This is a genomic window from Mesorhizobium sp. LNJC391B00 (genome assembly GCF_000502535.1).
Lineage (GTDB): Bacteria > Pseudomonadota > Alphaproteobacteria > Rhizobiales > Rhizobiaceae > Mesorhizobium.
On sequence record NZ_AYWI01000008.1, the window covers coordinates 188,636 to 202,507 of the forward strand.

Sequence of the window (13,872 nt, forward strand, 5' to 3'; positions counted from 1 at the left end):
CCACGCCTCGCTTTGGCGGATCACGGTTCTCGTCCGGATTAGGAACTGGCACTTCGTCGGGAAGAAGATCCGGCTCAGGCTCGCGTATGTCCGGCGTCCACGTCGGCGCATCCACTGGCGGCTCTTCGGTTGGCTCTGGTTTGGGGGGCACATCTATTCTCCGGGTTTCGCTTGGGCGTGGGGTTCGGCCCGCCACCGGTCGCGCGTCGCCGCGTCTGGAGGCGAAAGGGTCTTTTCACACCCCATGTATTTTTACCGATGGCCAGCGGTCCTGGGGCTTCTCGGCGCCCGATCAGAGTCCTGCGTTCCGGCTCCTTTGAGCGCAATGTTGGCATCCGCTGCCTCTGGCTCTTTGAGGACTGCCCTGTCGACGTTCTTGATCTCGGCCATAAGGCATCGTCCTTGGTGGCCAACGGGCAACCGCGAGAATTGTTCCGAGCGATTAAGGGCGGCTGGAGCTGCTGTGCGGACCTTCTGGCTGGGCAGTTATCAACTATGCTGTCTTGCGTTTCGGTGAGGCTCTCTTTGTGGATCTCGCCAGCCCTTCCTGTTTGAGGCTCTTCTTCAGCACCTCAGCGAGGTTGATGACATTCTCCTGTGGCCTTGGTGCGGGCTTCGGCAGCTTCTTGCCTTTGCGCTTTGCATCGATCATGGCGATCAGCGCGTCTTCATAGGTGTCTTCAAATTTCGAGGGATCGAAGGTCGTCACTTTTTTGTCAATAAGCATGCCGGCGATTTCGAGCAGATCGGGGTCGTATTTCTGCTTGGCCAATCCATCGAACACAGTGCTTTCCGAAACCATTTCGTTGTGGTTGCGAAGCTCGGTCATCACCATCCCCTTGCCATAGGGCTGAATCAGCACATCGCGGCCGCGCTGGTAGAGCACCACGCAGGATCGAGCGGCCACGCCCTTGTTCTTCATGGCGTCGCGGATCACTCCGTATGCTTCGATTGCGGCGCCGTCGGCCGGGATCAGATAGTAGGGCTTCTCGAGATAGCGCGTATCGATATCGTCAATCGATACGAATTCGCCGACTTCGAGCGTGTGCTTCGACGTCAGCTTCAACGCCTTTATGTCGTCAGGTTCGATCTGGAGAAATTCGTCCTTTTCGATCTCGAAACCCTTCACCTGATCCGCTGCATCCACCAGCTTTCCGGTCTCCTCGTCGGCGTAGACGCTCCTGACCGGCAGACCGTCCTTGCGGTTCAAAATCTTGAAATGGATCTTGGATGCTTCGCTGGTTGCGCCGACAATCTTCACGCCGCAAGTAACCGAACCAACCTTCAAGAAGCCCTTCCAAGCAGCACGTGGCGCGGCCATTTTGCGCTTATCCCGTTTCCAGCTAGGGCAACGCGTTTCCGTTCGAATTGTTCCTGCGGCGGGGGCTCGGTGCACCGTGAATGTCCGGTGGGCGAAATCCTGTCGGTCTCGACAGCCGGGCCGACGCCCTGCATCCGCAGGAACCGAAACCGCACCATGAACATTGTCAGACACAGGCAGGAGAGTGTCATGCAAGTCGTTCGAACCGAAGTGGTGAATGCCAGGGCGCCAGACGGGCAGTCGGTTCGCCGGGTGATATTTTGCGGCGAGGGCGGCGACTGCGTTACGGTGGACATGGCAAACGTCGGGATACAAGCTGAAGATGACGTGCTTGCCCGCGCAAAGGCAATCCTGGTCCAGACAGCGACCTTTGATCTCGCAGCCAATGAATATGACGCGAGCAGCAACGGCAATTTCGACCAGGTCGAGATAACCTCTGCAAGCGACGGCGCCGGCGACGTATATGTCTTTGAGTATCGCGATGGCGGAACCAGCCGACGCATACCGCCGTCGAGGATGGCGAGCCTTGAGGCGGCCCGGTCCGAAGCTATCCGCTGCGCAATCGATCTTCTCGCCGACCTGCAGCCTGGCACGGACGCTCTGTCCGGCTGGCTTGTGAGGGTATCCAACGAAAACGGTGAATTGCTTTACACTGTTGATGTGGCTGAGGCCGATGCAGCGCGGCAGGCAGGCCAGTAACCCAAACCCGACGGAATCCACCAGTGGCCGCCCAAGGATTGATTCACGGACCAATAGGCGACGATGGCCTGCATCTGTGCGTCGACATGCAGCGCCTGTTTGCGCCGGGTGGACCTTGGCCCGTGCCGTGGGCTGAAAAGGTGGTCCCGGCGATCGAAGAACTGGTCGCCAGACATGCCAGCCGTACCCTGTTCACGCGCTTCATTCCTGCCGCCCGCCCGGGCAAGGCGCCGGGAATGTGGGCAAACTACTATCGTCGGTGGGCGGAGGTAACCCTTTCCAACATCGATCCGCGCCTGATCGAGCTGATGCCTCAACTTGCACGATTTGTACCGCCGGCGACGGTGGTCGACAAACATGTCTATTCGCCCTGGACCGAGGGACGGCTCGACGCGCTGCTGAGTGGCTCCGGCGTGCGTGCGCTCGTGATCACCGGTGGCGAAACCGACGTTTGCGTTCTCGCGACCGTGCTTGGCGCCATCGATCGTGGCTTCCGCGTCATTCTCGTCACCGATGCCATCTGCAGCTCTGCCGACCAGACCCATGACGCACTGATGGAAGTATACCATTCCCGCTTCAGTGAGCAGATTGAGGCGGCCAGCATGGCGGAGGTGTTGGAGTGTTGGCCACAACTCACTCGCTGACCTGGGGGGCTTGAAGTGAAAGGGCCGACAATCGTCATTCTGGTCGGGCGGACTGTTTCAGTTGGCGGACGGCACTACAGTGAACCGGAAAACGTATATGAACGGCACGATTGCCTGATTGGGTCGCTCGCGTGAATCAGTGTCTGGAAGCGTACAAAGCCTTGCAGAGCTATCGACAGCGCGGCCAACCGTCATAGAATGAACAGGATACAGCGCCGAAGACTCGATGCCGGCGTCTAGCAATCTTTGCGAGACATCCGGCGCCTCTGCCGTCGGCCTTCCGCACGGAGGGTGATGTGCTGAAAACCGAAGTCATTGACCTTGAGACCTATAGCGCAGTCTACGCGGTGATCTCTGGCTATCGCGCTGACGACATTATCTCGACGGCGTTTGCGGTCGATGAAATCCGCGCAAGGTTTCCTGAGTGTCGCTGCGACGACGAGGAATTGGTCGGGCTTATGGTCCATGCCATGTCCGGCAAGAAAATTGCCGTGAGCTTCGACCACCGGGTGGAACCGGTCAGGCGGCGTGCTGCGCTGCCGATCGCTTCGGAGAGCAAAGGACTGCGATAATTGGACCACCATAGGTCCGTTGCGATTTTGGAAGACGAGGCGTTTATCGCGCTCGAACGAATAGCTACGTTGCTTGACGCCCGAAACATCCCCTTTGTCGTCCATTCGGCAAGCTACGCCAATTCGGGTTTTCACGATCCGATTTTCCTTCACGGGACATGGGTCGCAAAGCCTGCCTCGCCTTCCGAGTTGCGCAACGCAATTCATGCCTCTCTGGCAATGGCAAACGGCGATGACGTGTCGTGGTCGGCTAAAGCCCGATAAATCCACAACCGCATCATGAAATCCGGCGTTCAAACCAAGGCGCAATCGTCGGCCTGGAATTCACGGCACGATGGAACAAAATTGAAAATGCCGCGTTTGGGGTCTTGCGGCGTGATCCACCATTAGCCGCGGGGGCAACTTTATCCGTATAAATCCATAGGGCTGGGAGTGGCGCTGTGACCGTGCAGGCATCCAAGAAGCAATTGGACCGTCGAAGCATCCTGAATTCTCTGAAAGCCTTCCGGCGCGGCGATTTCTCCGTCCGCATCGACAATGTTTATGAAGGCCTCGATTCCGAGATAGCTGAGACTTTCAATGAGATCGCTGATCTCAACGACCAAGTGACGCGCGAGTTCGAGCGCTTGAGCCGGGTCGTCGGCAAGGAAGGGCGGATAGGCGAGCGCGGCCGGGTTCGCAATGCCACCGGCAGTTGGGAATCCAGTGTCCGTTCAGTCAATGATCTCATCGAAGACATGGTTCAGCCGACGGCTGAGGTTGCGCGCGTTATCGGCGCCGTCGCCAAGGGCGACCTGTCGCAGACCATGATGGTCGAAATTGACGGCCGACCGCTGCGCGGCGAATTCCTGCGCATCGGCAAGATCGTCAACACCATGGTCGGCCAGTTGGCCTCCTTCGCCTCCGAGGTGACGCGCGTCGCGCGCGAGGTCGGTACGGAAGGCAAGCTCGGCGGCCAAGCCCGGGTCAAGGGCGTCGCCGGCACGTGGAAAGATCTGACCGACAACGTCAACGCGATGGCCACGAACCTGACCGGGCAAGTGCGCAACATCGCGGAGGTTACGACCGCAGTCGCGTCGGGCGACCTGTCGAAGAAGATCACAGTCGATGTCAAGGGCGAAATCCTAGAACTGAAGAACACCATCAACACGATGGTGGACCAGCTCAATTCCTTCGCTTCGGAAGTGACGCGCGTGGCGCGCGAGGTCGGCACTGAAGGCAAGCTTGGCGGCCAGGCGCGCGTTGAGGGTGTTGGTGGTACGTGGAAGGATCTGACCGACAATGTGAATTCCATGGCCGAGAACCTGACTGGCCAGGTGCGCAACATCGCCGAAGTGACGACCGCGGTGGCTTTGGGCGACCTGTCGAAGAAGATTACGGTGGACGTGAAGGGCGAGATTCTCGAGCTGAAATCCACAATAAACACGATGGTGGACCAGCTGAATTCATTCGCGGGCGAGGTCACGCGCGTGGCACGCGAGGTTGGCACCGAAGGCAAGCTTGGCGGCCAGGCGCAGGTGCGCGGCGTCGCCGGCACCTGGAAGGACCTCACCGACAACGTCAACTCGATGGCCGAGAACCTGACCGGTCAGGTGCGCAATATCGCCGAGGTGACGACGGCGGTCGCGTCGGGCGATCTGTCGAAGAAGATCACGGTCGCCGTGCAAGGCGAAATCCTGGAACTCAAGGACACCATCAACACGATGGTCGACCAGCTGAACTCCTTTGCCTCGGAAGTGACGCGCGTGGCGCGCGAGGTCGGCACCGAAGGCAAGCTGGGCGGCCAGGCCGAGGTGAGGGGCGTCGGTGGCACATGGAAGGATTTGACGGACAACGTCAATCTCATGGCCGCCAACCTGACTGGCCAGGTTCGAAACATCGCAGAAGTCACCACCGCCGTGGCGCGCGGCGACCTGTCGAAGAAGATCACCGTCGACGTCAAAGGCGAGATCCTGGAGCTCAAGGACACCGTCAACACGATGGTCGACCAACTGAACTCCTTCGCCTCTGAGGTCACGCGTGTGGCCCGCGAAGTGGGATCGGAAGGCAAGCTTGGTGGCCAGGCGCATGTCGAAGGCGTCGGTGGCACCTGGAAGGATCTGACCGACAACGTCAACGCCATGGCCGGCAATTTGACGGTGCAGTTGCGTGACGTGTCGAAGGTGGCAACGGCCATTGCGACCGGCGACTTGACCCAGAAGATCACCGTCGACGCGCTGGGCGAGATCTTGCAGATCAAGGACGTCATCAACACGATGGTCGACCAGCTCAATTCCTTCGCTTCGGAAGTGACACGTGTGGCGCGCGAGGTCGGCTCCGATGGCAAGCTCGGCGGCCAGGCCCAGGTGCGCGGCATCGGCGGCACGTGGAAGGATCTGACCGAAAACGTCAACGCCATGGCGGCCAACCTGACCGGCCAGGTGCGCAACATCGCCGAGGTGACCACCGCCGTGGCGCTCGGGGACCTTTCGAAGAAGATCACCGTCGATGTCCGCGGCGAGATCCTGGAGCTGAAGGACACCATCAACACAATGGTGGACCAGCTCAATTCCTTCGCTTCGGAAGTCACGCGCGTGGCACGCGAGGTCGGCACGGAAGGCAAGTTGGGAGGCCAGGCGCAGGTGCGCGGCGTTGCCGGCACGTGGAAGGATCTCACAGACAATGTGAACTCGATGGCCGAGAATCTGACCGGCCAAGTGCGCAACATCGCCGAAGTCACGACCGCCGTGGCGCGCGGCGACCTGTCGAAGAAGATCACCGTCGATGTGAAGGGCGAAATCCTGGAGCTCAAGTCGACCATCAACACCATGGTGGACCAGTTGAACTCCTTCGCCGGCGAGGTCACCCGAGTCGCGCGTGAGGTTGGCACCGAGGGCAAGCTTGGTGGCCAGGCGCGCGTCGAAGGTGTTGCCGGTACCTGGAAGGACCTGACCGACAACGTCAACCTGATGGCGACGAACTTGACCAATCAGGTGCGCGGCATCGCCGATGTCGTGACGGCGGTCGCGCAAGGCAATCTCAGGCGCAAACTGACGGTCGACGCGAAGGGAGAGATCGCCCTGCTGGCCGACACCATCAACGGCATGATCGAGACGCTTGCCACCTTTGCCGACCAGGTGACCAACGTCGCCCGTGAGGTGGGCATCGAGGGCAAGCTCGGCGGTCAGGCGCGTGTGCCAGGTGCCGCCGGCCTCTGGCGCGACCTCACCGACAACGTCAATCAACTCGCTGCCAATCTGACCACCCAGGTGCGTGCCATCGCCGAGGTTTCGACGGCGGTGACCAAGGGCGATCTTACCCGTTCGATCAGCGTCGAAGCGTCCGGCGAGGTCGCCGCGCTGAAAGACAACATCAACGAAATGATCCGCAATCTGAAGGATCAGACGCTGAAGAATGCCGAGCAGGACTGGTTGAAGACCAATCTCGCCCGGTTTTCGCGCATGCTGCAAGGCGAGCGCGATCTTGCCACCGTCTCGCGGCTCATCATGTCCGAACTCGCTCCTCTGGTGAACGCCCAGTATGGGGTGTTCTACGTCACCAATCGCGACGAGGAGGAATCCTATCTTGAGCTGGCGGCTTCCTATGGCGCCGAGAGCAAAGCTGCCATCAAGCAGCGGCTTGATCTGCGAGAGGGCCTGGTTGGGCAAAGTGCCGCCGACAAGCGCGCCATCATGCTGGACAATGTGCCGCCAGAATTCCTTCGGGTCACATCTGGTCTTGGCAGCGCCTCGCCAGCCAATGTCATCATCCTGCCTGCCCTGTTCGAGGATGAAGTCAAAGCCGTCATCGAGCTCGCCTCGTTCGGCGAGTTTCGTGACACACACCAGTCGTTCCTCAACCAGCTCATGGAATCCGTCGGCATCGTTCTCAACACCATCGCTGCGACGATGCGCACGGAGGGCCTGCTCAAGCAGTCGCAACTGCTGACGTCGGAATTGCAAGCGCGTCAAACCGAGCTGACAAAAAAGCAGGAAGAGCTGCATGCGACGAACGAGGAGCTGCAGGAAAAGGCGCAGTTGCTCGAGAACGAAAAGAAGCAGGTCGAAAACAAGAATCTCGAAATCGAGATGGCGCGACGCGCGCTGGAGGAGAAAGCCGAGCAACTGGCGCTCACGTCGAAATACAAGTCCGAATTCCTGGCCAATATGAGCCACGAACTGCGCACGCCGCTCAATTCGCTGCTCATTTTGTCAAACCTGCTGGCGACCAACCAGCACGGCAACCTCAACGAAAAACAGGTAGAGTTCGCCCGCACCATCAATTCGGCAGGAACCGATCTTCTCAGCCTCATCAACGATATCCTCGATCTGTCGAAGATCGAGTCGGGCACTGTTTCCATCGACATCAACGATATGCCGGTGACGCATCTTCGCCAGCATATGGAACGAACTTTTCGTCAGCTGGCAGCCGACAAGGGACTTGGCTTCACCATCAAGGTCGATCCGGCGCTTCCCGACACGGTCCGCACAGATGAGAAACGCTTGCAGCAGATTGTCCTCAACCTGCTTTCCAACGCATTCAAATTCACCTCGGAAGGCGAGGTCAGCCTGAACTTCCGGGTTGAGAAGGCCGGCCGCCGCAATGGCGCGACGCAGCCGGTGAAGGCTCTCGCGATCGCCGTCACCGACACCGGCATTGGCATTCCAGAAGACAAACAGAAGCTGATTTTCGAGGCCTTCCAGCAGGCCGACGGCACCACCAGCCGCAAGTATGGTGGCACCGGCCTTGGGCTCTCGATCAGCCGCGAGATCGCTCGCTTGCTTGGCGGCGAATTGCGGGTCGAAAGCACGCCGGGTAAGGGGTCGACATTTACCCTCATCATCCCGTTCGACGGCCCCCGCGTGACGACAGTACAGTCGACCTTGGCTCCGGCGGCGGAGGCGGTTGCTGCGACAGCTCTGCTCAGCAGTCCGCCCTCGGCAGAGCTGATCGACGACCGCGATTCAATCCTACCCACCGATCGGATCGTGTTGATCGTCGAAGACGATCCGACCTTTGGCGGGTTGCTGCTTGGCCTCGCCCGGTCGGCCGGGCTGAAAGGCGTTCTGTCGACTGCAGGTTCCGGCACGCTGGCATTGGCCCGCAAGCTCGTTCCCGACGCAATCACACTTGATCTCGGACTTTCGGATATCGATGGCTGGGTGCTTTTCGATCTGCTGCGGCATGACCAGAAGACGAGGGGAATTCCCATCCATGTCATCTCGGGTGCCGAAGACATCGACAGTCTCGCACGCAAGGGGGCGTCCAGCATTTCCACCAAGCCCGTTTCCTCGGACGAGCTGATGAAGGTGTTTCAGGATATCCACTCGAAGAAGCTCCGCGTTCAGCGCCGCGTTCTGGTCGTGGACCCTGACCCGGAGCGGCGTCTGGCGCTGGTCGAGGCAATCCGCGACGGCGTAACGTCGGTCACCGCGATCGGTCGTGTTGCGGCAAATGCAGAAGACGTTGGCCTCGCCTCCTATGATGCCGTCGTGCTCGGCTTTGGACGCTCCGCCAAGGACAACGCAAAGGCGCTGGACGAGATCACCGGCCAATTCGGCGAAGCCTTGCCGCAGCTGCTGTTCTTTACGCCTCACCCGGACGCGCTTGAACAGGTACTGGCATTGAACCCGGCCTTGGCGGAAGCACCGCGGGCGGAGAACTTCGCTCAATTGGCGCTGCATATTTCGGCAACGCTGCCGGGAGAAGGTCGCCAAGCGGCCTGGGCAGGAACTGAACACAACGGCAAGTCCGATCTCGCCGGGGCGAAAGTTCTCATCGTCGACGACGACATTCGCAACATCTATTCGCTCACCAGTGTTCTGGAGACCTATGACATACAGGTTCTGCATGCCGAGCGGGGCCGTGATGGCATCGCGCTTCTTGAACAGGCGCCCGATGTCGACGTGGCATTGATCGATATCATGATGCCGGAGATGGACGGCTACGAGACGATGCGGCGGATTCGCGGCACACCGGCGATTGCTCATATCCCGCTGATTTCCGTCACCGCAAAGGCGATGAAGGGGGATCGGCAAAAATGTCTGGATGCCGGGGCTTCCGACTACATCGCCAAACCCGTCGACCTGGATCTCCTGCTGGCGCTGCTTCGTGTCTGGATCGGGCGTGCCCGATCCCGTGTCGAGAGCCCGGAAAAAATTCTCCTGGCAGCGAACTGACGGCCGTTCGATGCAAAAGCTGGCAAGAAACAGGGTAAGGAAACTTGAGGTGGCAGCTCTTGCCGAAGGGCCGGCAAGAGCCCGCATCCTGGCGGTGGACGACGACGAGCGCAATCTGCTGGCGATCAGCGAAGTGCTCGCGACTATCGGAGAGGTCATCTGCGCCCAATCGGGCGAAGAGGCTCTGCGCTTTCTGCTGAAAGAGGAGTTCGCCGTCATTCTCCTGGATGTCCTCATGCCAGGGTTGGACGGGTATGAAACGGCCGCACTTATCCGCCAGCGCGAGCAATCCAAGCGCACCCCAATCATCTTCTTGACCGCCATCAACAAGGAGGATGCGCATATGCTGCGCGGCTATGATGCCGGCGCGGTCGACTATGTGTTCAAGCCATTCGATCCGATCATGCTGCGTTCGAAAGTCGCGGTTTTCGTCGAACTCCACGAGAAGACGCTCGAGATCCAGCGCAAGGCGGAGGTCGAGCAGGGACTATTGGCGCAGGCGTTGCAGGCGCACAAGGACAAGCTTCAGGCCGAACGCGCGCTGCGCAGCGCCGAGCAACGGCAGGATGCCATCCTGAATTCGTTGCCGGTCTGCTTTCATGCTCGGGCAGCCGAGCCACCCTTCGCGGCGCGCTTTGTTACCGAGGGCGTCGAGCGCTTGACCGGCTTTGCGCCTGAATACCTGACATCGGATCCGGAGTTCGGTCTCAGCCGCGTTCATCCCGACGATCTGCCGCGATTGAAGGAAGCGCTGCTGGCGGCAAAAACCACCGGCTCCTATACGTGCGAGTTCCGCTGGCAATGCGCCAATGGCGAGTATCGCATCTTTCTCGACCAGGGCGTGATGTCGGACGGCTCAGATGGGCGTGAACCGGAAATTATCGGCACATTGCTTGACATCACCGAGCGGCGCGGTCTTGAGGACCAGCTGCTTCAATCCCAGCGCATCGACGCTATCGGCAAGCTAACCGGCGGCCTGGCGCATGATTTCAACAATCTGCTCGCCGCAATTCTCAGTGGGTTGGGGCTGCTTGAACGCCGGGCTACGTTCGATGATCAGGCGCAACAGGTACTCGACCTGACGCGGCGTTCTGCAAAACAAGGCGCTGACCTTGTCGCGCGAATGCTGGCATTCTCGCGGCGCCAGACCCTGAAGCCGGAAGCGGTGCGCCTTGCTGCGCTGGGCGACACGATGAACGGATTGGTGGCGCCCGTGCTGGGGGGGTTGATCCGTTTCGACTGGCAGATCGATGACACGATCTGGCCGGTGCATGTCGATGCAGGCCAACTTGAATTGGCCTTGATGAATCTGGTTTTCAACGCGCGTGACGCCATGCCCTCTGGCGGGACAATAACCGTGCATGCGCAGAATCGATCGATCGGGACGCCAACAGAGGATATTCCGCCGGGCGACTATGTCCTGATCGCCGTCAAGGACACCGGATCCGGCATACCCCCCGATCTTGTCGCCAAGGTCGTCGAACCGTTCTTCACCACCAAGCCGGTCGGTAAGGGAACGGGCCTCGGCCTCAGCACGGTTTACGGCTTCATGAAGCAGTCAGGCGGGACACTTCGCATAGAAAGCGTCGTCAATCGCGGAACTACCATGCAACTCTGGCTGCCACGATCGACCGAACAGCCGGTCGATCCTGTGGTGGAACCCGACATTGAACGAGCGTTCGCCGATGCCGGGATGGAGCACCCATCAATCCTCCTGATCGACGACAGCCATGTTTTGCGGCAGTTGACCGCCGAGTCCCTTCGCCAGCGTGGTTTCGAGGTGACCTGCGCGGGAGGAGGGGCGGAGGCGCTGGCCATGATGGAGCGCACTCCCGACGAGTTCGACGTCATTATCACCGACTTCGCCATGCCGCTCGTATCCGGCGTCGACGTGATCCGCTTCGCGCGCAATTTGCGCTCGGACTGGCCAGCGGTCATGATCACGGGCTATGCCGATGCCCGGGAGATTGCCGATCGGCCAGCCGACGTGCCCTTGCTCGGCAAGCCCTTCCGCGACGAGGATCTGGTCGAAGCGATTTTCCTCGCGATAGAGAATGCGGCCCCCCAAAGGATCAAAACCGGCTAGCGCTTAGAGATTGTCGCGGTCTGGCCACGTCGGCAGGCCGGGCAGATCGAGACCGCACTTCGGGGCACGGCGACAAGGGCCGCATTCCTGATCGGCAATCTGGGTCATTCGCAACAGGCGGCGCTACCAGCGTTCCTCGGTGTCGCGGTCCGGTAGGTCTATTCCGCAGCACACCCAACCAAGGCGCTGCGCTGAACCGTAGTTGTACCGAGGCACCAGGTGAGCCGGATCATCGAAGGTACCGACGTGCAGCGCGATCTCGGTTGGCGACGCGTCGTAGCAAAGGCTGAGCGGCGACCCGCATTCTGGGCAGAAGCCTCTTTGCGCGATCGGCGAAGACCTTCGATATGTTGGCGTTCCGGAATTCCAGGTCAGGCTTTGGCAGGGCATCCAGGCAAGAACTGCAAACGCGCTGCCGGTCGCTCGCCTGCACATATCGCAGTGGCAGTAGTGAACCCTCGGTTCGATCCCGGCGCTGAATCGGATCCTGCCACAGAGACATCCGCCCTTGATGGCCAAGGAGCCGGGTAGGCGCTTGCCAACCTCACGCATCAAGATCGATCAAGGCGGCGCCGAACGCTCCGATCGCAGTCAAAGAGGCACTGCCGAGGTTTTGGTCGGTTGCGAAGGCTGTCAGCGCGCCGAACCCTTCGTCGCCGAGGTCGAGCACCACGACGAAAATTCTGTGCCCGCTGACCTGGTAGCGAGCTTGGGTTTCATCGCGTTCCGAACCTGTTGCGGGGGTGTTAATGGGCATGGTGCTCGGCATTCCGCTTGCGGGTTGCCGCTGCCTTCTTTGCCGATTCCGATCGGCTTGCGGCTGACCGTGAAGCCGATGCCTTGCCGCCGCTTTTCCCACCCTTGTGGGCCGCGGGGTGTCCGGTGTGTTTACCACGACCCGAGCCGCCTTCTTTCTTGCCGCCGCCATCGTCCTTGTTGACGGTCGCCCATGCCCGGCGCTCGGATTCCTTCTCGGAAACACCGCGCTTCTCATAGCCTGCGGCAATGTGGTCGGCCTTGCGTTCCTGTTTGTCGCTGTATTTCGATTTGTCGCCTCGTGGCATGGTCGTTCTCCTGGCTCAATGATGTTTGAACGGGATGCCGGCGGGAGAGTTCCAAGCGGAAATTCAGAAAACTGAAAACGCGGGCGAGGATTTCGACCAACGCGGAGCGCTATTGCTCCGGAGCCGTGGCGGGTGCCGTGTAGCGGCGGCGCACGGCACCGATCACGCGTTTCTTGAAGCGACCGAGCACGGCAAGCGTCTCCCTGGAGACGACGTCGTCGCGTGCCGTCTACTCGGTAGCCCAATGCAATGAAATACGTTCCGCGACCTCAGTAGCCACCGACCACCGGCAGGATCTCTCCCGTGATGTAACTCGAGCAATGCGACGAGGCGAGGAACACGTAAGCCGGGGCAAGTTCTTCCGGTTGCGCTGGCCGTTTCATCGGCGTATCCGCGCCGAATTTCGAGACGTCGTCGGCTTCCTTGTCCGAAGGGTTGAGCGGCGTCCACACCGGACCTGGCGCGACCGCGTTTACCCGGATGCCCTTGCCGATCAGATTGCCCGAAAGCGCTCGCGTGAAGGCATGAATGCCGCCCTTGGTCATCGAATAGTCGACCAGTTGCTTGGAACCGTCGATGCCGGTCACCGAACCGGTATTGATGATCGCGGAGCCCGGCTCCATGTGCGGCACGCTCTCCTGCGCCATGTGGAAATAGCCGTAAAGATTGGTCTTCAGCGTCGTGTCGAAATGTTCCTCGGTCAGGTCGTTGAAGTCACTGGAATGGATTTGGAAAGCGGCGTTGTTGACCAGCACGTCGATCCTGCCGAATTTTTCGACCGTCAGCGCCACGGCGTTGCGGCAATGCTCGCGTTCACTGACATCGGCTTTTATCAGTAAGCAACGCCGGCCTTCCTTTTCGACGGCGTTTTTGGTCGCTTCGGCGTCCCTGTCTTCACTCAAGTATACGATCGCAATGTCGGCGCCCTCGCGGGCGAACAAGACTGCCACCGAACGGCCGATGCCGGAATCACCACCCGTGATAAGCGCTACCTTGTCGTCGAGTTTTTTCGATCCGAGGTAGTAAGGCGCATCGTAGAGCGGAGCGGGCTCGATCGCCCATTCATGCCCCGGTTTGGGTTGATGCTGCTCGGGAAAAGGCGGCTCGGGATATTTGCGGGCGCCGGCTTGCATCGCTTGTTGCATTTTGCCATTGCTCTTCGTCTCGTCTTTGGCGTCGATACCACGCTGGATATGGCGTTGCTTGGCGGCTTCAGCTGAAGTCTGCGACTTAGTCTGCATGGCTTTCTCCTGTGCTCGGAGAACGAACAACGCATGCCGGGCAAAAAAGTTTGCGCAAATATCTCGATCCCGAAAGGGCTCGCCATT

The 13,872-nt window shown here is 60.1% G+C and carries 9 protein-coding genes; 4 read left to right on the forward strand and 5 right to left on the reverse strand.

The window, feature by feature from the left end:
• Positions 1-493: 493 nt before the first annotated feature.
• Entirely contained in the window at positions 494-2,041 is a 1,548-nt protein-coding gene (locus tag X750_RS1000000167610; RefSeq protein WP_348524480.1) for a Ku protein, read from the reverse strand.
• 2 nt (positions 2,042-2,043) lie between these two features.
• On the opposite strand from X750_RS1000000167610, the gene X750_RS144545 reads away from it, so the two are divergent.
• The 4 genes from X750_RS144545 to X750_RS144530 all read left to right on the forward strand — a co-directional run bounded on the left by X750_RS144545 (position 2,044) and on the right by X750_RS144530 (position 11,480).
• Complete coding sequence (locus X750_RS144545; RefSeq protein ID WP_023748082.1) at positions 2,044-2,664, forward strand: isochorismatase family cysteine hydrolase; 621 nt, start codon at positions 2,044-2,046, stop codon at positions 2,662-2,664.
• A 296-nt stretch (positions 2,665-2,960) separates the two neighbouring features.
• Positions 2,961-3,236 carry a hypothetical protein gene (locus X750_RS144540; RefSeq protein WP_023725485.1) on the forward strand — a complete coding sequence of 92 codons (276 nt, stop codon included), beginning with the start codon at positions 2,961-2,963 and terminating at the stop codon, positions 3,234-3,236.
• Positions 3,237-3,682: 446 nt separating this feature from the next.
• Entirely contained in the window at positions 3,683-9,394 is a 5,712-nt protein-coding gene (locus X750_RS144535; RefSeq protein ID WP_032904718.1) for a HAMP domain-containing protein, read from the forward strand.
• Between the two features lie 49 nt (positions 9,395-9,443).
• Entirely contained in the window at positions 9,444-11,480 is a 2,037-nt protein-coding gene (locus tag X750_RS144530) for a response regulator (RefSeq protein WP_245271885.1), read from the forward strand.
• Between the two features lie 123 nt (positions 11,481-11,603).
• On the opposite strand, the gene X750_RS1000000167415 is transcribed toward X750_RS144530, so the two are convergent.
• From X750_RS1000000167415 to X750_RS144515, 4 genes are all read right to left on the reverse strand, one after another.
• Positions 11,604-12,032 carry a GFA family protein gene (locus X750_RS1000000167415; protein ID WP_084566308.1) on the reverse strand — a complete coding sequence of 143 codons (429 nt, stop codon included), beginning with the start codon at positions 12,030-12,032 and terminating at the stop codon, positions 11,604-11,606.
• Positions 12,025-12,237: a hypothetical protein gene (locus tag X750_RS1000000165945; protein ID WP_156932421.1), complete on the reverse strand. Its 213-nt coding sequence runs from the start codon at positions 12,235-12,237 to the stop codon at positions 12,025-12,027. The genes X750_RS1000000167415 and X750_RS1000000165945 overlap by 8 nt, the downstream gene beginning before the upstream one ends.
• Positions 12,227-12,544 (reverse strand): hypothetical protein, encoded by a 318-nt coding sequence (locus X750_RS144525; protein WP_023687854.1) that lies wholly within the window; start codon positions 12,542-12,544, stop codon positions 12,227-12,229. The genes X750_RS1000000165945 and X750_RS144525 overlap by 11 nt, the downstream gene beginning before the upstream one ends.
• 269 nt (positions 12,545-12,813) lie before the next feature.
• Entirely contained in the window at positions 12,814-13,785 is a 972-nt protein-coding gene (locus X750_RS144515) for an SDR family oxidoreductase (protein ID WP_023748087.1), read from the reverse strand.
• Between the last annotated feature and the right edge of the window lie 87 nt (positions 13,786-13,872).

Coding starts and splice junctions, on each gene's coding strand:
- X750_RS1000000167415 (WP_084566308.1), bottom strand. CDS start 12,032: ATGCGTGAGGTTGGCAAGCGCCTACCCGGCTCCTTGGCCATCAAGGGC.
- X750_RS1000000165945 (WP_156932421.1), bottom strand. CDS start 12,237: ATGCCCATTAACACCCCCGCAACAGGTTCGGAACGCGATGAAACCCAA.
- X750_RS144525 (WP_023687854.1), bottom strand. CDS start 12,544: ATGCCACGAGGCGACAAATCGAAATACAGCGACAAACAGGAACGCAAG.
- X750_RS144515 (WP_023748087.1), bottom strand. CDS start 13,785: ATGCAGACTAAGTCGCAGACTTCAGCTGAAGCCGCCAAGCAACGCCAT.